Origin of the sequence: Pseudotabrizicola algicola, assembly GCF_010915705.1 — a bacterium.
GTDB classification, from domain to species: Bacteria; Pseudomonadota; Alphaproteobacteria; order Rhodobacterales; family Rhodobacteraceae; genus Pseudotabrizicola; species Pseudotabrizicola algicola.
In genome coordinates, this window is sequence record NZ_JAAIKE010000014.1 from 1 (window position 1) to 23,613 (window position 23,613).

Genomic DNA, 23,613 nt, shown 5'->3' on the forward strand with positions numbered 1-23,613 from the left:
CGCCAAACCTAATAAGAGACAAAACTCTCAATACGATAACAAAAACCCGATCGAAATTAATCGCCCTCGGGAATGGCGCGGGGTGGAGCAGCCCGGTAGCTCGTCAGGCTCATAACCTGAAGGTCACAGGTTCAAATCCTGTCCCCGCAACCAAAAAATTACATCATATCAAATACTTGTAACCCGGCGGAAACGTCGGGCTTTCGCTTGCGCGTTTTACCTCAACGCCACCTCAACGTTTGATGAGGCCCCCTTGGAAGAGGGTGTCATCACGCCGGTTTGCAGGCTGGTTCCAGCAATGTCCAAATGTCCGTCGTGACTTCGGCGAAAGATTTGCCGTCCAGCGCGGTCCCGTCGGAATAGGCACGTCACTGGGTCATCTTGTCCGGGTCAGCTGTGAACTCTGCCGACAAGCCGACTGGGCAGGTCGCCGGAACCAATGTATTTCTGCGCTCAAAGGTTCCCAGGATCGCATCGGCGAGATCCTTCATGTCAATCCCGACTGCCTTCGGCAGCGCCCAGAGGTCGTAGAAATCCTTCATCCGGCTATTGGCAATGCCCAGCGCAACGATTGGCTGAAACCCCTCGGCGCTCCGCACATCGCCTTGCGAGACTGTTCCCCTTTTGCCTCAGAAACATTCAGTCTGACATCAATCGTCGACTTGGCCTCCGCAGGTCCGCACTGGAAGTTAATGCAGAAAATTAACTATTTTCGTGGATCAGGAATGGGAGACGGTATGAGCATGCTTCATCTGCAAAGAGGTCGCATGGTGCAGACCGTCGGCATGAGCCTTGGCGCGGCTGTTACGCTCTCCTGCATGGGAGCAACCGCCTTTGCACAAGTCCTCGAGTGCGATAGCGCGGCACCGGTCGGGACAGAGGCATATGAAATCTGTGATCTTGGCACGTTGGACACCGGAACCCGCAGCGCGGCATCGGGCGTCAGTGCTGACGGGACTGTTGTGATCGGCAGCGCCAACACCAATGACGGCATGCGCCCGTTCCGCTGGACCCAAAGTGGCGGTATGCAAAACCTTGGAGTGCTCTACGACGACTACACCACGGCAAGAGGTGTCAATGCGGATGGTACTGTCGTGGTGGGTACCAGCGGAAATCGCGCATTTCGATGGGTTGACGGTGTGGGAATGTCAGACATTGGCACTCTTGCCGGCGGAAACACCACGGCGAATGCTGTCAGTCCGGATGGATCTGTCGTTGTTGGATACAGCACCGTTTCGGATCTCCAGCTTGCTTATCGCTGGACCGAAACGTCGATGGAAAGCCTTATCACCGGAACCCACAGCGAAGCCTTCGGCGTCAATTCTGACGGTACCGTCATCGTGGGGCATTACTACACCGGGTGGTGGGTCGCATTTCGCTGGGTCGAAGGCAGCGGGATGCAGTCTTTGGGAAGCCTCGGTGGGTATGTCCGCAGTCGCGCGAATGCGGTGACCCCGGATGGTTCCATCGTTGTGGGTTCCGCTGCCACGGCCGATGATTCAACGCATGCCTTTCGCTGGATCGCGAATGGCACTGCCGGAGTTTCCAGCAACCCCCAGATGGAAGACCTCGGCACGTTTGAAGGCGGAAGCTACAGCGACGCCACGGCTGTGAATGCCGATGGCTCTGTCGTGGTGGGATATTCCGACGATGGCGCATCAGGCTGGGCATTCCGGTGGGTGGAAGGCGTGGGCATGCAGAACCTTGGTGGATTGACCGGAGCATCCTACAGCATTGCCAACGGCGTAAGTGCCGACGGGTCCATCGTGGTGGGGGAGAGTGCAAGCTACGGAGAAGATCACTATGATATGGGAACAAGCAGAGCTTTCATCTGGCGCGAGGCGGGCGACGACGGCACCATGGAAGACATTGCCAACCTCACCGCCTCTGTCCCGATCCTTGGCAATGACAGTGCCGTCGCACAAGCCGAACAGCAGTTTGCGCTGGGTCAGACCATGGAGCAGCAGGCTTTTGTGCAATCCGGTCAGATGGTCATGTCTGCTCAGACCAATATCCAGCACACCGGGCGCAACCCGACGACGGTTGGCGCGCGCAATTCTTCGGTTGGCGCGATCAGCTTCGGGCGCGGGATCAGTGACACAGTCACACTGGGCGCAACCCTCAGCCTGAGCGGCACCAGCCTGAAAAACAACGCCTTCGACATGGATACGGATCTGGGCGCAGCCCTGTGGGGTCAGTACAGCGCAGGTGGTGCCGCGCGCACGGGCCTGCAGTTCAGCGGTGCAATCGGCTATATGACATCCGAGGGTGAAATCGCCCGCGGCCGACTGCTGACGGATGTGCTTTTGGCGACGGGCTCGTCAACAGTCGAAACCCGGGCCGTAAAGGCCAGCATAGGACACGGGCTTGAGCACGGTGATTGGCTGATCACATCGCAGATTGGCATCGCGCATTATGACACCCGCCGCGAGGCCTATGCCGAAACGGGTGCCAGCTTCAACGCCAGCTATGACGAGATGCGCAGCAGTCGGACCGTGGCGACGTTGGGCGTGACGGGAGCGTTTGACGTGAGCGAGCGTGGGCGACTGGCGATCGGAGTGGGCGTCGACCAGGAACTGAACCCGGAACGCCCTCGCCTGACCGGGACATCCGACATTCCCGGGCTGGCGACTTTCGACATTGGTGGCACCTTCAGCCCAAACCGCACCCGCGGTTTTGCGACCGTTGACTACACCCATGACTTTGAGAACGGGTCAAGTGTGACGGGAAATCTGCGGGTCGGCGACGCTGTCTATGGAACGACGCGTTCAGTGGGCGTTGGGGTCTCCTACAGCATGCAATTCTGACCGTCGCAATGCTCTCGGCTCCGGCCCTCATAATTGAGGGCCGGAGGTAATATACAGAGGGACAGACCACACTTTGGGTGTTCACTCTGGCTCCGAGTCTCGGTGACGCTGGATAGAATGTGGTGGCAACGTCAGGGGGCCTCGGACGAATGAGGAGAAGCGGTCGATCTGCCTGCAGACGACTGCGTCGGCCATGTCGGTTGTCTAGGTTGCTCAGCGCAACGCGGTCAACGCGAACATGGTGTTCAAGTCGCTGTGGTATACACGCTATGCGCCTAGCCGTGAGGGAGCCTGCCGATGTTTCCATCTTCTTGGCGATCTAGATTGTCGATCAGCACCTGAACACCATCATGCCGCCGGTGCTGCTTGAAATCGCGGCGGATTGGGCAGATCAGCACTGCCCGCTTGAGCCGACCAGTGTCAGTTTTGAACGCGCAACGTCCGCCGCTGCATCTGCACCGCTTCTGAGGACGTCGAAGATCGAGGCCCCGCTGGTGGCGGCCAGGCGGGTCGCTTCTACATAGGCGTGGCGCAGTTCGGTTGCGAAGTTCATCTTGGAAATGCCGATTTCGACTGCCTGCCGCAGCACGTCATCCGCAAGTCCCGACCCGCCATGCAAAACCAGAGGCGGCATATTCGCGGCCCGAAGTTTGGCAATTAGCTTGAAGTCGATCTTCGGAGCCGCTTTGTAGAACCCGTGTGCAGTTCCCACCGCGACAGCAAGCGCATCGGGTCTGACAGCGGCAACGTACTGCTGCACGGTGTCGAATGAGACAGAAAAAACCTGATTCTCACCGACGCTAAGACCATCTTCGACCCCTGCGATCCGGCCAAGCTCTGCTTCCACACCGGCACCAATCTGGCGACACAGATCCATAACCATGCGTGTCGCCGAAATGTTGTCGATCATAGGATGCGAAGAAGCATCGATCATGATGCCCGTAAACCCGAGCGCAAGCGCCCGGTCAATCTGGGGGAGGCTTTCGGAGTGATCAAGGTGCAGACAGACCGGCACTGTTACGTGCCGGGCCAGTTGAAGAATCCCGGCCGCAACGGCTTCCATTCGGCCAACCCGGTCCACGCCCTGACCGATGGCAAGGATGACCGGGGACCGCATATCCTGCGCCGCGATCAGGACCGCCTGGGCAATCTCGATCGTGTCGACATTGAACTGCGCGACGGCATAGCCGCGTTCGCGAGCAGCACAAAGCATTGGCGCGAGACTTTGCAACGGCATACGATTATCCTTTTGTGGATGGCGTTTGCGCCATCAGTCCATGTGTAATCCACCGTTCATGTCAACAATCTCGCCGGTGATGAAACCGCTGTGGGGACCGGCAAGATAGGCGACAAGATGGGCGACCTCTTCAGCTCTGCAAAACCGGCCGACCGGAATTTCCGTCAGAAGCTTGTCCCGTTGCGCCTGCGTCAGCTGCTCGGTCACCATCGGCGTCAGCACATAGCCGGGAGCAATGCCGTTCACGGTCACGCCGAAGGCTGCAGACTCGCGGGCCAGCGAGAAGGTCAGAACGCCAAGGCCACCCTTTGACGCGGCATAGGCCGTGCCTGCCGTTAGGCCCCCTGTCTTAATTCCGAGAGAGCAGATGTTGACGATGCGACCCCAACCGTTGTCTTTCATCCCGCCCAGCACTTGCCGGGACAGGTAAAACGCGCCGTCGAGATTAACCGACATCACGCGTCGCCATTCTTCGGGCGTGGTTTCAACGGCCTTGTTGTTGGACAGGATGCCCGCATTGTTGACCAGGATGCTTACGGGCCCTTCGCGGACCAGAAGGTCTTTGTAAACTGCTTCAACAGCTTCGGAATCAGACACATCAATCCCGACGGCAACCACATGACCGCCGGTATCTTCAACAAGGCTGTCCATCATCTCTGCCCGCAGGTCAGTTGCGATGACACGGTGGCCGTCAGCAACAAGCTGCCGTGTGATTGCCTGTCCCAAGGTGCCGGCCGCTCCGGTCACCATGGCAAGCTGGCGTTTGATCTCATGCATGTCGATCCTCCCAATCAAGCTGAGTGTGTGGCGTATTATGCTACAGGCCTTCGCCCAAAGATGTTGCGGATCATGTCCATCGCGTTACACGCGAAACCGTCGGCATCATCAAAATGATTGCGCCAGATCGCCAGTGCATTTGCGTGGTCATCTGCCAGCCGGCTACGCGCAAAAGCTTCGACCCCGACAAGACCATCATAACCGGCAGCGACCAGCGGCGCAGACATGGCTGCAAGGTCAAGCGACCCTTGATCGAGCCGCCCGCGATGGCTTTGATCCAGCTCGAAATACCCTAGGCGCGGCAAAGCGCGCAGCACCGCGGATGGTACGTCTGCCTCCTCGATCGACATGTGAAATGTATCAAGGTGAAGATGCAGGTTAGCGTGACCGGCATCTGCCAGATAGGTCAGGCCGCTTTCAACGGTGTTCAGCAGTGCGGTTTCATATCGGTTCACAAGTTCAATGCACAGCCGGATACCAGATGTTTCGGCAATCTCGGCCACATGATGCAGTGTGTCTGCGCTGCGCTGGATTGTGTCGTCCGACACCGGACCGGCTGCGCGGCCAAGCGGCCCATAGAGTATGCCATTGATTTGGGTCATTCCGCAGTCACGGGCCAGAGCGACGGCCAGTTCCAGATGATCTCTGCCACGCGCGCGCGCGTCGGCATCGGGCGAGCCCGGGTCTGAATGCGGCGGGACGCCGGCTGTCCCGATTGCGCCGAGCCCTGCTGCTTGGAACGCGGCGGCGACTTGCGACGGTATGATCCTCGCGGGGTCGCGCAATGGCAGCGCCACACAGTCAAAGCCTGCCGAAGCCGCGCCGCGCAGAGTCCGGCCCAGCACCTCGGGCTTTGGGTCCGTTGACCAGATCGCCGCGTGAATTGCTGTTCGGACCTTCATCATCCTCGAAACCATCTACAATTTCTATAATCCTAGATCTTGCAAAATGTAACCGGTTACGCAAGTGATAGATCTTCAACGCCCTGCTTCGGAGGAGTTTAGCGATGACTGTCACGATGAAAACGTTCGGCCGGGACCTCACACCGCCCGGAAGCAGAGGCACTGATCTGATCTGCATCGGGCGGGGCATCGCTGACCTCTATGCCGATCAGCTTGGTGGCAGGCTTGAGGATGCGGTTTCATTTTCTGCCTATGTCGGAGGAAGTGCGCTGAACATCTGTGTCGGCGTCGCTCGGCTTGGCCTCAACGCAGCAATGGTCCTTCGGCTGGGCGATGATCACATGGGTCGGCTTGTGCGTGAGACTATGGAGCGCAACGGCGTTGCCACAAAAGGGGTCATTGTAGATCCTGTTGCGCCAACGCCGCTGTGCATTCTGGGTGTCCGCGACCGCGAAACCTTTCCGCGCGATTTGTTCACCAACGGTGGGGCCTATCTGAACCTGACGGCTGAAGATCTTGACCGCGAAATGTTTCGCGATGCCCGCGCCGTGCTGATCAACGGCTCTTTTTTTGCCAGCGACTCTTTGCGCGGCACGTGCCGTCGGGCCTTGCAGCTTGCGCGCGAGGCGGGCTGCGCGACTGTGCTTGATGTCGACTATCGTCCGGCCTTGTGGGGGTTGGTGGGGCATGGCTCCGGCGAAGCGGCCTTTGTCGAGTCGTCCGTTGTCACTGAGTCGTTTGTCGAGTTTCTGCCGCAGTTCGACCTGATCGTCGGAACCGAGGAAGAGATCGCCATTGCCGGTGGTTCCACCGACAGTCTGGAAGCGGTGCGGCGTATCCGGGCCGTTTCGGATGCGACGGTCGTGTTGAAGCGTGGTCCAGTCGGTTGCGTTGCATTTGACGGACCGGTTCCGGACAGCGTTGACGCAGGCGTTGTAGTTGCGGGTTTCCGGATCGAGGTGATGAACACCGCCGGGGCAGGCGACAGTTTCATGGCCGGCTTTGCCTCTGGCTGGCTGACCGGCCAATCGCTGGAGGAAAGCTGCCGTATCGCCAATGCCTGTGGTGCAATCAATGTGGCCCGCCACGGGTGTTCTGATTCTGCCCCATCGCGTGAAGAGATCGACGTCTTCATAGCCGAAGGAATCACACAGCCAGAGAAGAGCACCCGAATGAGACAATTGCATGCGCAACTCGGCAGGCAGGTGAAGGTGGTTCCAAACAAAATCGGGCACCTTTCTGAGACAGCGTTTACAGACTCTGTTGGCGCGGCGCGGAAAGCAGTGGCGGAGGGGCGGTTGAATGGGTTGCTGTTTCCGGCCACTGATAGTTTCGCAGAGCTTGCGGAACTGACCGGCACATCCCTTTGGATTGCGCGCAGGCTTACAGTGGACAGCAGCCTTCGGGGTGGCATTCAGGCGATGTCTGCACTGCGCCGTTGGCCAAGAGAGCATATTTTGTGGGCCGCAGCGGCAACCACAGCAGAGGTGGAGATGCTGGCGGCTTTGGCAGAAGCGGCCGTAGAAACCCGGCACGAGATCCTCGCCGACATATCGGACGCCAGCGATCCGCGTGCTGTTGCACTGGCCATCCTTGAAGCAGACCTTTGCCCAGAATGGTGGATGGTGAACGCAGCCGATCGGGCTCTGGTTGAGCTGATCAATGGCCAGCCGATCGCGCCGCGCGGGATTCTGCAAAGATCGGATGTTGGTCCGGTCTGATCTGCTTAGGGTCGCGGCCGTGGCGGTGCCGTCGAATCCCTTACAACCAGATCGAAGTCCAGCAATGTGGCTTGGGGAAACTCGCTGCCGTTCAACTGCGCGACCAGAACCTCGGCTGCGAGTTCAGCCATTTTGCCCCAAGGCACACGGACCGTTGTTAGGGCAGGGGAGAGATGGCGCGCCCATTCCAGATCATCGAAGCCCGTTACAGAGATATCTTCGGGCACGCGCAGCCCCAGGGACTGGAGTTCCAGCAAAGCACCGAAGGCCTGCACGTCATTGTGGCACATGATCGCCGTGGCATCGGGCGTCCGGTTCAGCAGGTCCCGGCAGGCCTGGCGGGAGGCCGACATTTCGTAGGCGCAGATCCGGATCTGCTCATCTGGCAGCGGAAGGCCAGCGCTTTTCATGGCGTTTCTGATGCCTTCTAGCCGCAGTCGCGCACGGTCGCTTTCTACGACGTCGCCGCTGATGACACAGATCTTCAGGTGACCAATGCTGATCAGGTATTTCGCGATCCGCGACATCGCCTCGGCATTGTTGAAACCGACATTGGGATGTGGGGAAGTCGCGTTAAAAACACTTGTGTTTACGTAGGCAATGTCGCGCGATTGCAGCAGCCGGTAAACTTCGGCGCGATGATCGGCTCCGATCAGCATGATGCCGTCGACGCCGGTCCGGACAAGTTGCTGGATTTTCTCCGCTTCGATGTCGCGGTTGAAACCTGCCAGTGCCACAAGCAGGTTGTAACCAAGGCCGGCGGCCCGCTGCTGCAGACTTTCAACCTGCGTTGCGAAAATCGAATTCTGGATCGTGGGTATCACGATGCCAATGTTGCGAGACCGTTGCGAAGACAGCGCCCGCGCTGCGTTGTGCGGGATATAGGCAAGGGCATTAGCCGCCTCGGTAACCTTGCGCCGGATGGTTTCGCTGACCGATTTGGGCGCGTTGAAAGCCCGTGAAACGGTCGCTGTCGAAACCCCAGCTCTTTCGGCAACATCGCGGATCCCTATTGAGCCCGATCCCTTTCGTAGCCTTGTGGATCGCCGCTCTTCACTTGGTTCGTTATCCATCGCGAACCTCAACCCCTGCGTCTGATCGGCCCTTTGAACTATATCTTCTGCACGGATAACGCGACAGCAGGTTTATGCACCTTGCCCTAATTTCACCGAATCCGTCCCCATGTCTTGACAGTGAATGTAATCGGTTACAAACTCAATGACGGAGCAGGGAGGGCGCAGGCCAGCCTTGGGGGAGGCGAAGCTGATGGAGAGAGATTTTCCAAAATTTGGTGTGGAAACCGCAATTGCGGCTGTCCTCCTGACAATTCTGATGGTCATGATGACCGCGCAGGTTGTCCTGCGTTTTGGCTTTGGAACCTCGATCACCTGGCTTGAAGAGGTGATCCGGATCGTGTTTGTCTGGGCGGTATATGCCAGCGTTCTGGTGGCGTCTATTGAAGACAAGCACATCCGGGTCGCGCTGCACATCACTTTTTTGCCTCACAGATTGCAGCTTGTCGTCCTGGGAATCGCAGATCTTTGCTGGATCGGTTTCAACGCCGTCGTGATCTACGGTGCCTGCATTTATTCAATGTCGCTCTGGCAGTACCCGTACCGCCTTCCGACAACGGGCATTAACCTGATCTGGGCCTTTGCGATCATACCTGTCGCGTTCTTCATTCTCTCTGTTCGTATTTTGGTGAATATCCGCCGCCGCGCGCGCGGAGAGCTGGATATGACCGACGCACAGGCGGAGATGTGATCTGAAATGAGCCCTAGCCTCATCATTCTCATCGCATTTGTCGGTTCGATCTTGATCGGGATGCCCGTCGCCGGGGCGCTTGGAATGGCGGCACTGGCCGCATTGCTGGCTGCAGGACTGCCGCTCGAATATCTGGCCCAAAACGCGTTCAGCGCCATCGATTCTTTCACCCTGATCGCGATCCCGATGTTCATTCTGGCTGGCACGCTGATGGAGCGGGGGCGGCTGACTCATGATCTAGTTGCCCTGTCCCGAAGCATCGTGGGCGATGCGCCTGGGGGCCTCGGCACGGTCACCATTCTTGCTTGTTCACTGTTTGCGGCGATCACCGGATCGGGGCCTGCGACAACTGCCGCTATCGGGTCGATCATGATTCCGGCAATGATGCGTGACGGCTACAGCAAGGGATTTGCCGGCGGTCTTACGGCAAGTGCGGGCGGGCTGGGGGTTGTCATTCCGCCCTCCATCCCGATGATCATTTACGGCATCACGGCGGAAACCTCGATCACAGGGCTGTTCGTTGCAGGCATCATCCCAGGTATCCTGCTTGCCATCGTGCTGTATGGAACTTCGAAGTTCATCTGCAAGCGCAATGGATTTGGTTCGGCAAAAATACAGGGAAACCGCGGTCAGGAAATCCGGGCCGCACTGGCCAAGGCGCGCTGGGCGCTTTTTGCACCGGTTGTGATCCTCGGCGGGATCTACACCGGTACCTTTACCGTCACCGAAGCATCGGTTGCCGGGGCCCTCTATGCCATATTCGTCGGCGTCGCCATCAACCGGGCGCTGACCTGGCGTGGCTTCTACGAATGTCTCCTACAGACCGCAAAGATCTCGGGCACCGTGCTGATTATCCTGTCCACGGGACTTGTTTTTGGTCGTCTGATGGCCATCCACCAGATTCCGCAGGATGTGTCTGCCTTTCTGGTAGAAAACATCGCGAACGGCACATTGATGATTCTGCTCATCGCACTGCTGCTTTTGTTCATCGGTATGTGGATGGAGACCATAACGCAGATTGTGATCCTAACGCCCCTGCTGCTGCCGGTCGCGATGGAAGCTGGTCTGCATCCGATCCAGTTCGGCGTGATGTTCGTGATCGCTTGCGAGGTCGGTTATCAAACACCACCGCTCGGGGTGAATCTTTTTGTGGCAGGGGAGATAGCGAAGGCGCGGCTTGAAGACGTGTCCAAAGGTGCCTTGCCGTTCGTCATTGCTGAAAGCGCGGTGATGCTGCTTGTGGCTTTCGTGCCCGCCGTCACGCTCTGGCTGCCCTCGCTGTTTGGCTATGTTCGGTTATAGAGGAGGAGGTAACTATGTTCATCAAGGCTGGTGCACTTGCCCTGACACTGGGGTCGCTTGCGACGTCTGTGCTGGCGCAAGACTTTACAATCCGTTTGTCGCATGGCGACAACGAATCCAATCCGACACACATCACCGCAATGACATTTGCGGAAAAGGTCGCGGAGTATTCCGGCGGGCGGGTCGCGGTGCAGATCTTCCCGTCCAACCAGCTTGGCAGCGAAGAGGAAGTCGTTCGCGCTGTGCGCAACAACACCATTCAGGCACAGATCCCGGCGATGGCCAATGTCCATCCCGTTTCTCCGTCTGTTGGTGTTTTCCTCTTGCCCTACCTGTTTACGAACAGTGAAGAGGCACATGCCGGGCTGGATGCGATCCTCCCTGCAATCAACGAGCGCACCACGGAAGAGGCGGGTATCCGCTTTCTCGGAATCCTTGAAAAAGGCTTCCGCGTCATGACCAACTCGGTCCGGCCTGTCGAAACGCTTGAAGATCTAAAAGGTCTGAAAATCCGGGTGTCTCCGAATGAAATCGTGATCAAGACCTTTCAGGCATGGGGCATCGAGCCGGTGCCGATGGGCTGGGGCGAGGTCTTCACAGCGCTTCAGCAGCGGGTCATCGACGGTCAGGAAAATCCCTATACCACGGCCCAGACGTCTAAGTTTTACGAGATCCAGAGCTACATCACTGAAATTCACTACATGATCTGGACCGGGCCGCTGCTGATCAGCGAGCAGTTCTACCAGTCGCTGCCTGCCGATCTGCAGGACGCCGTTTCTCGGGCCGGCCAAGAGGCGGTCGTGGCAGGTCGCGCTGCGAATGCGGCGCAGACCGAAGAGGCCATGAAATTCCTTTCCGAGAACGGAATGACTCTTTCGGGCGCACCCAAGGACGAAGAAAAATGGAGTGATGCGGCGCGCGGCATCTGGCCATCACTCTATGGCGTAGTGGGCGGCGAAGAATGGGCCAACGAAGCTATCGCAATCTTTGAAGAGGCCAAGACCAACTGATACGGGATTGATTTTATCTCAAGGGCAGGGCGTCGCAAGGCTCCCTGCCAATTTCGTACATTAAACGATCAAGTTCAGCAGCCACTGTACGCTGTACATCATCGCGAGAAAACTTCAGCGGCAGGTCAGGCCGCGTTTGCATGTAAGGTAGTCTCGCTACTTTGGAGCTATGAGTTGCCTGCTGTCGACCTTCCAACTATGATAGCCGAAGCTATTCAGGTCGAACGGGATCGAAGATAATGAGTGGAAACATAGCAACTTTGGGTGTGGTTGCAGCTGAGGTCTTATCGGACCTTCGGGCGCTGGGCTTCACTGATTATGAAGCAAAAGTTTACATTCAGCTGCTGCGACAAAGCCCCGCGACTGCTTACGAGGTTTCCAAGAATGCCGGCGTTCCACGTCCCAATACCTATAACGCTCTGGAAAGCTTGGCACAGCGTGGTGTCGTGTTGCCCGTAAGCGAAGCACCAGCGCGCTATGTGGCGGCCCCGCCGGATCAAATATTGAACGAGTTGACGCGGCGAACCAGTGCTATTTGTGATCGCGTGTCTGCTAGATTGGCAGCGATGGTTTGGACGGTGGACGATCAGTATGTCTGGACCCTGTCAGGCGAAGATCAGGTGCACGCCAAGATCGACGCTTTGATTGATGGGACCGAGCACAGTCTGATGGTCAAAGCCGCATCTGACATTCTTTTCCGACACAAACCTGCACTTCAACGCGCCGGTAACCGAGGTGTCGAGATGCTCATCGTGTTGTTTGGTCCGGACGCCGAGGAGTTCAGGTTCGGTCCTGCCTGCAAGGTTTACATCCACGAAGGCAATGGGGTGCGGATGGGCAAGACTGACAATCTTTTCACCATTGCCACCGATCACAATGAAATGGTTACGGCAACGATCCAGAAGGAAGTTGTCGCCGTTCACACCCGAAACGGCCCAATCGTGACGATGGCAGAGTCTCTGATCCGTCATGATTTCTACATGGCAGAAATATTTGCGCGGTTTGGGGACCAAATCGACGATGCTTTCGGTCCCTATCTACGCGATCTTCGGCTGGCTTGTTTTACCGAGGAGCAGGCTGAAAGCTTCAAGAAAAAAACCGGTCTGGCGTAACGCGGGGGCGGTTTGGGGTCAGCCCCCGCCCCCGCTCCAGATCATGTCATCCGACTGGCAAGCCGCTTCTCAAGATGGGCGACGATGGCAAGCGCTCCTGCCATGGCGGGTATCTCGTCAAAGACCGGGATGCCAAGAACCCGCGCCTTTTCCCGGTAGATCCGCCGCTTTTCTTCCAACTCGGGCGAACCGTCTGCTCGCAGTGCCAATGCGAAATGGGCGACCCCCGGGAATTTGCGCAACCTGTCTTCAATGACCGCAAACAGATTGGCAATCGGATCGACACTTCCCCTGCCAACAAAAGCCGCGAGATTGAGGTGCATCGCCACCGCATCAGGCGCGGCGCCCGCGAGAACGTGATCTAGGATTTCACCGGCGATCCAGCCGTCCTTTTCCTGAAGCGTCCGAACGGGTGTGTCTATCGGGTTCAGGACGCTGGTTCCGGGCGGCAGGCCCATCGCTTCGAGCGGAGCCAGAACGTCTGCCGAGAAGGGCGCGACTGTCAGGCCGTTCGCAGCAAACACATCGGTCCCCAGAACACTTGATCCTCCGCCATTCCCGAAAAGAACGACATCACGCGTCGGTTTGTCGGGGCGCAATTCAAACGATTGCAGCACCAGAAGGGCATCGATGAATTCATCGACGGTCGTCACCAAGGCCACGGGCAACTGTGCCGCCAGTGCATCCCAGGCCCGATCATCGCCAGCAAGAGCCCCTGTGTGCGACGCAGCCGCTGCACGGCCCAACGCGCTGCGCCCGCCTTTCAGGATCACGACCGGTTTTGGAGCTGGATGGTTGCGCAACAGGTCGAAAAACGCCCGGCCTTCACGCACATCTTCAATGTAAAGGCCCACCGCTTTGGTTTGGGGATCAGCAAAGTAGTAGTTCACCAGTTCATGGGGCGTCACGTCAGCACTATTGCCGATCGTGACAAGCCCTGAGAAGCGCAGGCCACGCCACTGACCACGTTTGATGATGTCAGTCGACAGACCGCCGGACTGCGAGACAATGCCGATGTGGCCTACATCGCGCGGTGCGCCCACCGGAAAGGTCAGACCGCCACGGGGCGAATAGGTGCCCAGACAATTTGGGCCCAGCACGCGCACATCCGCGGCAGCGGCCTTGCGCACCAGATCTTCCTGCAGTGCGCGCCCTTCCTCCATCTCGCCGAAACCCGATGAGATGACCTGGGCGATTTTCAGTCGCCCCGCGGCATTGGCGATCACGTCCGGAATCCGCGTCGCCCCGATGGCGATGTAGGCATAATCCACCGGCTCCGGGGCTTCGGAAATTGTCGGATAGGCTGTCAGCCCTTCGATTTCCGTGGCTGATGGATGGATCGGATAGATCTGGCCGCTATAGCCAAAATCCTTGAGCCGCCGGATAAACGTGTTCGCGATTGCGACATCCTTGGTCGACGCGCCCAGAACAGCGATGGTCTTCGGCTCGAACAGTGGCAGGAATTCAAGCAACGGATCGCGTGCGTTTTGAGCAGACGCAGCGAGTTTTGCGTCCGAAAGAATGAACCGTGCATCTGCCGCGACGGCACCTTTGGCCGACACGATGACAGGATTGAGGTCCAGTTCAGCAATGTCGTCGGCCAGTGTCGTCAACAGCCCCTTCGCGCCGCCGATTGCCACCATTGCGTCCAGCAATGCGCCTTCGTTCACCGCCGCCTCGCCGCGCGCACCCTGCAGCAGCGAGCGCCCTTTCAACTCAGATAGCATCTCCTGCGCCTGCGTGCGGTCGATGGGGCAAATGCGGAAAGACACGTCCTTGAGCACTTCGACAAAGATACCGCCGAGCCCAACCATGATCATGGGGCCAAACTGCGGGTCACGAAAACCGCCGATGACGACTTCGCGTCCCGGCGGAATCATTTCCTCGACAAGCCATCCGTCCACCTTTGCGGTGGCAATTCCCGGCTTTTGCGACATGGCATTGATCGCGTCTGCCACGGCAGCGCCATCGGCCAGATGCAGGGTCACGCCCCCTGCATCCGATTTGTGCAAAATCTCGGCCGAGACGACCTTGACGACAAAGGGGGCGATCAGACCGGCTGCCCGCTGCCTGCCTTCTTCTGCTGACGTCACCACGACAGAGCGTGGCGTACGGACTCCGAAATGTGAAAGCAATGTCTTTCCGGTGGCTTCGTCAAGTGCCTGCCGACCCTCTGCACGGGCCCGGGCGATGATCTCTGCTGCGCTGATTGACTGGGTGTTCATGGGTATCACCTCAATAGCTCGTGGGCCATGTGCGCATCAGGTGCTGGCCGATGCCGCCAGTGCGCCGTCGCTGCTGCACGTCGAGCATGCGGATCAGATAGGCGCGTGTCTCTTGTGGCTTGATGACGTCATGGGCCGAAAAGATTGTCGCCATATCCCAGATTTCCAGATCCTTCTGAATGTCGGCCAGTGCAGCCTCGAAGCCCTCGTCGCCCGCCTTGAGGTTGTGAACAATCGTCGTCGCAAAGACCGGGTCCATGAAAGAGACCTCGGCCATCGGCCATGCAACGATGGCATCGTTATGCGCGCCACCACCCATGGCAACATAGGCGCGGCCATAGGCCTTGCGGCAAATGACGGTGACTTGTGGAACCGTAGTCATGCAGGTGGCATTCATGAAGTTCATGATGTGGCCGGGCGCACCGCGCCGTTCAGCATCTGTCCCCACCACAAAGCCGGGCGTGTCCATCAACCGAACGATGGGGATGTTGAAACTGTCGCACAGCACCGTGAAATCGATGATCTTGCGGCAAGCCTCGGCAGACAGCGCGCCGCCCCCGACCTGGGGATTGTTCGCAATGACCCCGACAACCTTGCCGTCAAGCCGGGCAAGCGCTACCACAGCCGAGCGACCGAAGCGGGCCTTGAACTCAAAAATGCTGTCTGTATCAAAGATCACGTCCATGACCTTTTTCATCGAATAGACCTGGGTGCGCTTTTCCGGAACGATGTCCAGAATACGCTCCTGATTGTCACCCGACCCTTCGGGAGCCGCTGCAACAGGCGGCAGTTCGCCATTATGTGAGGGCATGTAAGACAGGAAGCGACGGATCGCGGCCATTGCCTCTTCATCCGTGTCGACAAAATGATCGATCAGGCCGGTCTGTTCGGCATGCAGACGCCAGCCGCCGAGTTCCTCGAGATCGACCTTTTCCCCGATCGCCATAGACACGAGGCGGGGGCTGGACACCGACATGATCGAACCCTTGCGCATCACCGCAAAGTCAGAACAGCAGCACAGCCAGGCCGAGGAGCCGAACGAGGTGCCAAGTGCTGCCGCGGCCCAGGGTGTGTCGCGCATACGGCGGAACTGGCTGGTGTCATTCCCCAGCATGGTGCCCATGCCCTTTGACCCCATCGCATCAGGCAGGCGTGCGCCAGTGGATTCGCCAATATGCACAAACGGCATTCCGCGCTCGGTCACGGTGCGGCGGATGTAGCCGATCTTTTTCGAATTAGTTGATCCGGTCGACGCACCCTTGACCGTAAAATCGTTCACCACGACGCCGACATCACGGCCATCAATGCGACCAAAGCCCGTTATCTTGCCATCGCGCGGCGTTTTTCCGGCTTCGGCGTTTGAATAGCTTGAAGCGCCCAACAGGCCCATTTCGAAAAAGCTGCCCTCGTCGACCAGCGCATTCAGACGCTCTTCTGCGTTCAACTGGCCCTGCTCACGGCGCTGGGTCAGCTTTTTTTCCCCGCCCATCGCAGATGCGTCCGCGCGGCGCTTATCCAGTGCTGCAAGAATGTCTTCATGTGCCATCAGTTTCTCCCTTGATGTGTGTAGTCGACCCGCTCGGCGGTCATCTGGTCCAGCTTTGCGCGGTCAAGCCGGGGCCGGTATCCTGCTTCAAGCTCGATCACGCCGTTGGCAAAGGGAAGCGGGGTCTCGAAGAGCCGGTCTTTGGCTTTGATGAAGCCGTTGAACTCCCCGGCGTTGCGGATGGTGGTTCGGGCGACGCAGGCTTCCATCCAGGCATGAACTTCGGACCCGAGCCCGTCGCCCAAGACGGGTTCCATTCCGTTGCGGCGAACCGCGTCGAGACCTTCTTTCAGGCGTCCAAGTCCCCCGAAGCGCTTCAGCTTCAGTTTGCAGTATCCAACGCCAGGGATCGTTCCAGCGCGCTCGATATCGCGCAGGGTGCAGATCGGCTCGTCCAGCATCAGGGGAACGGTCGATGCAGCGGCCACGGCGGCATTTGCATCCCAGTCCTCTGAATCGCAGGGCTGTTCAAAGAGTTCGATACCGGTAGGGTCCAAAGCGGCGGCAAAACGCACGCCCTGATCCTGGCTGTAGGCACGGTTTGCATCTAGACGAAGTGTGGCCAGTCCCTTGCTTGCGGCTTGAATGCATTGCACGCGGGACAGATCAGCCTGAACATCCTTGCCGACCTTAACCTTAAAGGTCCGAAACCCCTGTGCCAGCCAGGTTTCAATTTCTTTCTCGATCTTCGCAGGCTCGGTCTCGTTGATCGGAGTTAGCAAAGGGAGCGAGGCACTTTCAGAAATCTGCAAAAGCGGATCATCAAGTAAACTTTCAAGCGCGGTCACCAGCGCGGTTGAGGCAACCTTGCTGTCCTCAAACGCGGCAAGGGTGCTCGCGATGGCTTCATCTGGCGTCTTTCCGATGGCTTCGCGGATGTGTCGGTCGAGAAAGGCCCAGCCATCCTCGCGCGTCTCGCTGCTGGATCCTGGCGAGATGTGGGCATCAGCGAATGCAGATGTGCCGTCGGAGGCTTCGACTTCGACGAGAAACGGCTCAAACGACTCGAAGGTTCGATAGGACAGGCGGTAAGGGCGGATCAACGGCACCAATAGGCGCCGCAAAGTGATCTTCCGAATCGTTGTCATTTTTTGCTCCGTTCATTCCAGTCTTCCGGGAATTTCCTTGTGTTTCGGGAACCTGACGGGTTGGATTGGCTGCTTGAGGTCTGGAAACACTAAAGAAAAATAGTAGTTGCTTAAGCGACTACGCTTACCTAGTCTTTGCCATGCGGTTGTCGTTAATGCAACAACGATCTGCCGCACGACCAAAGGGAGGAGACATTATGAAGAATTGCAAAACAGCGTTCGCAACCGCTCTGTTGAGCCTTGCGCTACCGGTATCTGCAACAGCTCAGGCTTACCCGGGGGGCGACATCCGGTATGTGCTGCATGTTGAGCCGGGCGGCGCGACAGATGTGATGGCGCGTCGGCTCGCGGAACAACTGCAGAAATCACTGAACGTCAACGTCATCGTCGAAAACCGCTCCGGAGGCAGTGGCGCGCGTCAGATGGCGCAGCTTTCACGGGCGCAGCCTGACGGGTTGACCATCGGATCTGTGACCGCGTCGCATCTGGGAATGTTCCAGCAGTCGGGCCAGTTCAACATCGACTCTGTGGAATGGGCCTGCAACCTGGTGCTGGAGCCTTATCTTCTTGCTGTGCGTGCCGATAGCGGAATTGACTCGCTTGATGATCTGGTGGAGCAGGCCAAAGCCGCGCCGGGATCAGTTTCTGTTGCGGGCTTCGGGGAGGCTTCAGGCGGCCATGTCGCGTGGCTGATGTTTGACGAGGCGGCAGAACTGGAAAAAGGCACCATCAACTGGGTGCCTTACAACAGTGTCGGTGATGCGACGACCGCCACGCTTGGCGGGCACAACACCGTGGCCATTTCCTATATCGGGCTGGTCAAGCAGCATGTAGAAGCCGGAACGATGAAGGTCATCGGCATCATGTCTGATACCCGGTCTTCGATCATGCCGGACGTGCCGACCTATGCCGAAGCCGGATTTGAGGTTGATACGCGCTGGCAGCAGTTCCGTGGCATCATCGTGCCGGAAAACACACCGGTCGAGGCGCAGGAGGCGCTGTGCGCGGTGGTGGACGAGGTGCTGCAGACACCAGAACTGCAGGCCTACATTTCCGAAGCTGACCTTGTCCCAGGTTATATGCCACCGGCGCAGTTCACTGATTTCGTGAAGGCGCAGGAAGAGGCGACGAAAACTTGGCTTACCCGGCTTGGACAAGGGCAGTAGCACCATGGGTCTTTTTGACAAGAAAGGCGCCGGCGTAAAGCCGGCGTCCATACCATCCGGCCCGGATGATCCCGGCGCGTCACCGGACGTAGCGGAGGACGAAATAAGGATACCCGCGGCGCTGTTCGATGGGCTTGTCTGCGGCACCTTGCTTGTCTTGGGGCTGTGGTTTGTTGTCGGGGCGCTAAGACTGCCAACAAGCAATGCAGCCTTTGATCCGGGAACCTTTCCGATGATCACCGGCTCGTTGCTGATTTTGCTATCGGCGATCCAGATCGGGCTCACAGTTTCGAGCAGGGGGGCACGCGGCGATGTGGTTTTCCAGCGACCGGTCTGGCTTGGCATCGGCATGGTTCTAATTGTTGCCTTTCCATTCGCCGTGGAAGCGTTCGGCTACTACATCGTCGCCGTGATTTGGGTGCCGATCTTTGGCGTGGTTGCCGGAATTCGCCGACCTCTTTCTCTTGTTGTCACAACTGCTGTCGTCCTCCTTTTGGCCAAGGGTGTCTTCGAGATGCTTCTGGGCACCCCTTTGCCATGATTGGAACGCACCATGATTGAGAATTTCATTCAGGCGCTAGGCCTTGTCTTTACGATCAAGGTCCTGCTCGCGTTGGTTTCCGGCGTGCTCGTCGGCTACTTCGTCGGCGCGATGCCCGGGCTGACATCTTCCATTGGCATGGCTTTGCTGATCCCGTTTACCTTCGGGATGGAACCCATTCCGGCAATCGTCATGATGGTCACGATCTATATGGCCGCAGACTACTCCGCAGGGATTCCGGCAATTCTTGTCAATGCTCCTGGTCAACCAGCGGCGGCTGTCACTGCCTTTGATGGCTTCCCCATGAGCCAAAGGGGCGAGTCAGGTAAAGCACTAAACCTGTCGATCATGGCCTCCGGTGCGGGTGCCCTAATCAGTGGTCTGCTTCTCGTATTATCGGCTCAGCTGATGGCTTCGGCGGCGCTGGCATTCGGTCCAGCAGAGTATTTCGCACTTGCAGTCGTCGGTCTGTCGCTGATTGGCGTGCTCAGCGCTGGGTCGACGCTCAAGGCCGTCATCGGTCTGATGTTTGGGCTGGTCGTAGTTACCATCGGGATTGATCCGATCCGGGGCTCAGAACGATTTGTTGTCGATTATCTGCTAATTGACGGAATTCCGTTTCTGCCTGCGCTGATTGGACTGTTCGCTCTGTCTGAAGTCTTTGTAATGCTGGAGACTGCAAACCAGAAGATCATGCCGATCAAGCATACACCCTCGGCCTCGGCGTCGTTCCGGGCATTGGCCCCCTACAAGGCCACTGTCGTGCGCTCGTCCCTTATCGGATACTTCGTCGGTGTGGTGCCAGGTGCCGGGGCGTCGATCGCGTCTTTGATCAGCTATGGGGTCGCAAAGAACCTGTCCCCGACGAAAGATACGTTCGGAACCGGAAATCCAGAAGGAATCGTGGCGTCAGAGTCGGCTAACAACGCCGCGGTGTCGGGTGCTCTTGCACCTCTGCTGTCGCTGGGAATCCCAGGCTCGGCCAGTGCCGCAGTGCTGATAGGGGGGTTGACGATCCAGGGTTTGCAGCCGGGTCCGCTACTGTTTACCAATAACCCAGAAATTCCTTACTCGATCTTTGTCGCCCTGTTCGTTGGTCTGCCGATCATGGTTGTGGTGGGCCTTTTCGGAGCTCGGCTGTGGGTCCAGATCACGCGGATTCCTCGACCGATCATCGCAACAATCGTAGCCTCCGTTTCTATGCTTGGTTCCTATGCTGCTGCTAACCACACTTTCGAGATGATGGTCACCGCCATTTTTGGCGTGATCGGCTACGTTTTGCGGCGGTGCGATATCCACCCGGCACCCATCGTGCTGGCGCTAGTGCTGGGCGACATGTTGGAAGCAAACCTGCGACGGGCAATGATCACTGCAAACGACAACTTCCTGACCGTCCTGAGCCAACCTATTACGGCTGTGCTGATCGCACTTGCGGTCCTGGTTCTGGTCTCACCCATGCTGGGTCGCCGTGCGGCAAAGTGACTGACATGAAAGGTCTCGGAAACTTGTTTCTCGCCGTCACAGTCGCGGCGGCGGGCGGTGCTCTGGCACATCTTGCTGATCTGCCTCTTGCCTGGCTGGTCGGGGCTGCGATTGCAACGGCGATTTACACTCTGGCCATTGCACCTGTCTTTGTTCCGCGGCCTGCCTACCGGCTTGCCCAACTGGTGGTGGGCACCTCGGTCGGCCTGACGGTCAGTGCCGACATTGCGCAGCGCATTGGCTGGCATCTGGTGGTGATCCCCATCGGTGCATGCATTTCCATCGCCATCGGCATGCTGCTGACGGGTCCGTTGTCGCGTCTGGGCGCGGTAGACAGGGTAACAGCGCACTTCTCGATGATCCCAGCCGGGATTTCGGAAATGGCGGATTTGTCGGGCAAACACGGGGCCGATGTGGGGGCGGTGGCGACCTTTCACGCCATGCGCGTGATGCTGGTGGTCTTCTTGCTGCCGCCACTGATTTTTGCGCTGGACGGCGGGGCCAGGCTTTCGGCCGACCCCGATCAAGGCGCGTGGACCGTCTCCTTGGCTGTCGGACTGGCTTGCGCGCTTTTGGCTGGCTGGGGTGGGTCGCGTCTGGGTCTTCCCTCGGCTTGGTTTCTAGGTCCGATGGCAAGCGTTGCGGTGCTTTCGGGTGCGGGACTGGTCGCAGCCTCGGAACCGCAAGGTCTGCTTGCTGTTGCACAGGTCGCGCTCGGCCTCAGTCTCGGAGCGCGCCTGAAGCGCGAGACAGTGCGTCGCCTGCCGCGTGCCTTGACCGCCGGGGCGGCGCTGATGCTGGTTCACGCGGCGCTTATGGCTGGTCTCGCGGTCGGCCTTGCAATTTTGGCGGGAGCAGAGCCGGTGACCCTTGTGCTGGGACTTGCAACCGGGGGATCGGCTGAGATGGTTCTTACCGCCCGCGCCGTGGGCGCGGATGCCGCCATCGTGGCTGCCTATCAGCTGACACGTGGCCTGCTGGGCAACGCATTTGCCGAAAGGCTGCACGAGAACGCGAATGGCACTACTGCGGTCCTTAAAGAGAGGAAACGTCGTGACGACGATCATTGACCATCCACGCCTGCAACCACTGCGTTTGGCGCTGCCCCGCCTTGCGCCGGGGGTTGCCGTTGCGTTTACCGTCGCCGCTGCTGCCACTTTTTTAGCCGACCATTATGGCGCACCGGTCATGCTGTTTGCACTGCTGTTGGGCATGGCGCTTCACTTTCTGTCTGCGGACGAGAAATGCATGCCTGGCATCGACTTTACCGCCAAGAAACTGCTGCGCTGGGGCATTGCGTTGCTGGGCGCGCGTATCACCTTTACCCAGATTTCCAGCCTTGGTGCTGGCCCGATCGCACTGGTCCTGATCTGCCTCGTGGCAACCATCGGGTTTGGCCTGCTGATTGCCCGGCTGTTGGGGCGGCGATGGACATTCGGCGTGCTGACAGGGGGGGCAGTGGCCATCTGCGGCGCATCGGCAGCCCTCGCCATTTCTGCGGTTTTGCCCAAAGACCCTGATCACGAGCAAAACACGCTGTTCACTGTAATCGCTGTGACATCACTGTCCACCATTGCCATGATCCTCTATCCGATGATTTTCACGGCACTGGGATTTGACACCGAACAGGTCGGCGTTCTGCTTGGGGCGACCATACATGATGTCGCACAGGTCGTCGGTGCTGGCTATGCGGTCTCCGACGAAACCGGCGACATCGCAACCTATGTGAAACTTCTGAGGGTCGCCATGCTTCCAGTGGTTGTGGTGCTGCTGGCGGTTCTTGCAACCCGCAGTGGACGCGCTGACGGCAGCTCTGTGCCTTGGCCTTTGTTTACGGTGGCTTTCGTCGCGATCCTGTTTGCCAACAGCTTTGGCCTGATCCCGACGGGTGTCGCAACATTCATGGTCGACACGTCACGTTGGTTTCTGGTCGCGGCAATTGCAGCGCTGGGCATCAAGACCTCGCTTCAGGCGATGTTTGCCCTGGGGCCCGTGAACCTTGCCGTTGTGGTGGGCGAGACGGTGTTTCTTGCCGTGCTGGCCGTGCTCATTCTTCTTCTTGTCTGAAAGGATTCCTGATGCCATTCCGCCCACGTCGCAGCGCCCTCTACATGCCCGGTTCCAACCCTCGCGCTTTGGAGAAAGCGCGGAGTTTGCCTGCGGATGTGGTGATCCTTGATTTGGAGGACTCGGTCGCACCTGATGAAAAGGCAAAGGCGCGTGACAGCGTTCTGCGTGCCGTCGCCGAAGGGGGCTTTGGCACGCGCGAGGTGGTCGTGCGAGTCAACGGGCTTGATACGCCATGGGGCAAGGAAGATCTTGCAGCCTTCGTCGGAACACAGGCAGACGCCGTTCTGGTGCCCAAGGTCTCATCGCGTGCCGATGTTGTGGCCGTGCAGGCCGGACTTGGGGCAGGGCGTTCGATGGCGATCTGGGCCATGATGGAAACGCCGCAGGCCATTCTGGCCGCCGCCGAAATCGCTTCGGCACGGGCCGAGGTGCCCGGATTTGCCGCCATGGTGATGGGCACCAATGATCTGGCCAAAGAGACGCGCGCCACGCTCTTGCCGGGTCGCAGGGCGTTTCAGCCCTGGCTTGCCACTTGTCTAATTGCCGCGCGCAGCAGCGGGCTGGACATCATTGATGGCGTTTTCAACGATCTGGAGGATGCCGCGGGCTTTGAGGCCGAATGTCGGCAGGGCAGGGAGATGGGGTTCGACGGCAAAACCCTCATTCATCCCCGCCAAATCGAGCCTTGCAACCAGGTGTTTTCGCCGGGCCCGGATGAACTGGCCTGGGCCGAACGCATCGCGCATCTGTTCGACCTGCCAGAAAACCAGAGCCTTGGCGTCGTGCGTCTGGAGGGGCGCATGGTCGAGCGTCTGCACGCAGAAATGGCGCAGCGAATGTTGGCCACTGTGACGCGAGGGTGA

At 58.6% G+C, this 23,613-nt stretch carries 20 protein-coding genes and 1 tRNA gene; 13 read left to right on the forward strand and 8 right to left on the reverse strand.

What is annotated here, in order from left to right:
• Nucleotides 1-76 precede the first annotated feature (76 nt).
• Nucleotides 77-153 (forward strand) — tRNA-Met (locus G3572_RS20555).
• 215 nt (nt 154-368) lie between these two features.
• Here the strand turns inward: G3572_RS20555 and G3572_RS20560 are convergent.
• On the reverse strand, nt 369-599 hold the full coding sequence (locus G3572_RS20560; RefSeq protein ID WP_354004079.1) for a nucleotidyl transferase AbiEii/AbiGii toxin family protein: 231 nt from the start codon (nt 597-599) through the stop codon (nt 369-371).
• A 168-nt stretch (nt 600-767) separates the two neighbouring features.
• On the opposite strand from G3572_RS20560, the gene G3572_RS20565 reads away from it, so the two are divergent.
• The gene (locus tag G3572_RS20565) at nt 768-2,807 is read left to right on the forward strand and encodes an autotransporter domain-containing protein (protein ID WP_164615389.1); all 2,040 of its coding nucleotides are present in this window, start codon (nt 768-770) and stop codon (nt 2,805-2,807) included.
• A gap of 391 nt (nt 2,808-3,198) precedes the next feature.
• On the opposite strand, the gene G3572_RS20570 is transcribed toward G3572_RS20565, so the two are convergent.
• The 3 genes from G3572_RS20570 to G3572_RS20580 are packed head-to-tail and all read right to left on the reverse strand — an operon-like array spanning nt 3,199 to nt 5,738.
• A complete protein-coding gene (locus tag G3572_RS20570; protein ID WP_164615391.1) occupies nt 3,199-4,044 on the reverse strand; it encodes a class II fructose-bisphosphate aldolase in 846 nt (281 codons plus the stop codon).
• Between the two features lie 33 nt (nt 4,045-4,077).
• Nucleotides 4,078-4,821 carry an SDR family NAD(P)-dependent oxidoreductase gene (locus G3572_RS20575; protein ID WP_164615393.1) on the reverse strand — a complete coding sequence of 248 codons (744 nt, stop codon included), beginning with the start codon at nt 4,819-4,821 and terminating at the stop codon, nt 4,078-4,080.
• A 35-nt stretch (nt 4,822-4,856) separates the two neighbouring features.
• Entirely contained in the window at nt 4,857-5,738 is an 882-nt protein-coding gene (locus G3572_RS20580) for a sugar phosphate isomerase/epimerase family protein (protein WP_354004080.1), read from the reverse strand.
• An 89-nt stretch (nt 5,739-5,827) separates the two neighbouring features.
• Here G3572_RS20580 and iolC point away from each other — a divergent pair, with 89 nt between their 5' ends.
• On the forward strand, nt 5,828-7,444 hold the full coding sequence (gene iolC / locus G3572_RS20585; RefSeq protein ID WP_164615397.1) for a 5-dehydro-2-deoxygluconokinase: 1,617 nt from the start codon (nt 5,828-5,830) through the stop codon (nt 7,442-7,444).
• 5 nt (nt 7,445-7,449) lie between these two features.
• Here the strand turns inward: iolC and G3572_RS20590 are convergent, their stop codons facing one another.
• Nucleotides 7,450-8,517, reverse strand: a complete 1,068-nt coding sequence (locus tag G3572_RS20590) for a LacI family DNA-binding transcriptional regulator (RefSeq protein ID WP_164615399.1) — start codon at nt 8,515-8,517, stop codon at nt 7,450-7,452.
• Nucleotides 8,518-8,710: 193 nt separating this feature from the next.
• Here G3572_RS20590 and G3572_RS20595 point away from each other — a divergent pair, with 193 nt between their 5' ends.
• The 4 genes from G3572_RS20595 to G3572_RS20610 all read left to right on the forward strand — a co-directional run bounded on the left by G3572_RS20595 (nt 8,711) and on the right by G3572_RS20610 (nt 12,632).
• A complete protein-coding gene (locus tag G3572_RS20595) occupies nt 8,711-9,208 on the forward strand; it encodes a TRAP transporter small permease (RefSeq protein WP_164615401.1) in 498 nt (165 codons plus the stop codon).
• Between the two features lie 6 nt (nt 9,209-9,214).
• The gene (locus G3572_RS20600) at nt 9,215-10,510 is read left to right on the forward strand and encodes a TRAP transporter large permease (protein ID WP_164615403.1); all 1,296 of its coding nucleotides are present in this window, start codon (nt 9,215-9,217) and stop codon (nt 10,508-10,510) included.
• 14 nt (nt 10,511-10,524) lie between these two features.
• Complete coding sequence (locus G3572_RS20605) at nt 10,525-11,520, forward strand: TRAP transporter substrate-binding protein (RefSeq protein WP_164615405.1); 996 nt, start codon at nt 10,525-10,527, stop codon at nt 11,518-11,520.
• Nucleotides 11,521-11,759: 239 nt separating this feature from the next.
• Nucleotides 11,760-12,632: a TrmB family transcriptional regulator gene (locus G3572_RS20610; RefSeq protein ID WP_164615407.1), complete on the forward strand. Its 873-nt coding sequence runs from the start codon at nt 11,760-11,762 to the stop codon at nt 12,630-12,632.
• A 41-nt stretch (nt 12,633-12,673) separates the two neighbouring features.
• Here G3572_RS20610 and G3572_RS20615 read toward each other — a convergent pair whose 3' ends face one another.
• Genes G3572_RS20615 through G3572_RS20625 form a run of 3 tightly spaced genes read right to left on the reverse strand, consistent with a single transcriptional unit; the run spans nt 12,674 to nt 17,491 of the window.
• Nucleotides 12,674-14,857 carry an acetate--CoA ligase family protein gene (locus G3572_RS20615; protein WP_164615410.1) on the reverse strand — a complete coding sequence of 728 codons (2,184 nt, stop codon included), beginning with the start codon at nt 14,855-14,857 and terminating at the stop codon, nt 12,674-12,676.
• A 10-nt stretch (nt 14,858-14,867) separates the two neighbouring features.
• Entirely contained in the window at nt 14,868-16,403 is a 1,536-nt protein-coding gene (locus G3572_RS20620; RefSeq protein ID WP_164615412.1) for an acyl-CoA carboxylase subunit beta, read from the reverse strand.
• Nucleotides 16,403-17,491 carry a mandelate racemase/muconate lactonizing enzyme family protein gene (locus tag G3572_RS20625; protein WP_164615414.1) on the reverse strand — a complete coding sequence of 363 codons (1,089 nt, stop codon included), beginning with the start codon at nt 17,489-17,491 and terminating at the stop codon, nt 16,403-16,405. The genes G3572_RS20620 and G3572_RS20625 overlap by 1 nt, the downstream gene beginning before the upstream one ends.
• A 197-nt stretch (nt 17,492-17,688) precedes the next feature.
• Between G3572_RS20625 and G3572_RS20630 the strand changes: the two genes are divergently transcribed.
• Genes G3572_RS20630 through G3572_RS20655 form a run of 6 tightly spaced genes read left to right on the forward strand, consistent with a single transcriptional unit; the run spans nt 17,689 to nt 23,613 of the window.
• Nucleotides 17,689-18,657 (forward strand): Bug family tripartite tricarboxylate transporter substrate binding protein, encoded by a 969-nt coding sequence (locus G3572_RS20630; protein ID WP_164615416.1) that lies wholly within the window; start codon nt 17,689-17,691, stop codon nt 18,655-18,657.
• A 4-nt stretch (nt 18,658-18,661) separates the two neighbouring features.
• A complete protein-coding gene (locus tag G3572_RS20635; RefSeq protein ID WP_164615418.1) occupies nt 18,662-19,198 on the forward strand; it encodes a tripartite tricarboxylate transporter TctB family protein in 537 nt (178 codons plus the stop codon).
• Between the two features lie 12 nt (nt 19,199-19,210).
• Nucleotides 19,211-20,680 (forward strand): tripartite tricarboxylate transporter permease, encoded by a 1,470-nt coding sequence (locus G3572_RS20640; RefSeq protein WP_164615420.1) that lies wholly within the window; start codon nt 19,211-19,213, stop codon nt 20,678-20,680.
• A 5-nt stretch (nt 20,681-20,685) separates the two neighbouring features.
• Nucleotides 20,686-21,750, forward strand: coding sequence for an AbrB family transcriptional regulator (locus G3572_RS20645; protein WP_164615422.1), 1,065 nt, complete (start codon nt 20,686-20,688; stop codon nt 21,748-21,750).
• Nucleotides 21,671-22,747: a YeiH family protein gene (locus G3572_RS20650; RefSeq protein ID WP_240335668.1), complete on the forward strand. Its 1,077-nt coding sequence runs from the start codon at nt 21,671-21,673 to the stop codon at nt 22,745-22,747. Before G3572_RS20645 ends, G3572_RS20650 begins: the two co-directional genes overlap by 80 nt.
• A gap of 11 nt (nt 22,748-22,758) precedes the next feature.
• Nucleotides 22,759-23,613 carry an HpcH/HpaI aldolase/citrate lyase family protein gene (locus tag G3572_RS20655; protein WP_164615424.1) on the forward strand — a complete coding sequence of 285 codons (855 nt, stop codon included), beginning with the start codon at nt 22,759-22,761 and terminating at the stop codon, nt 23,611-23,613.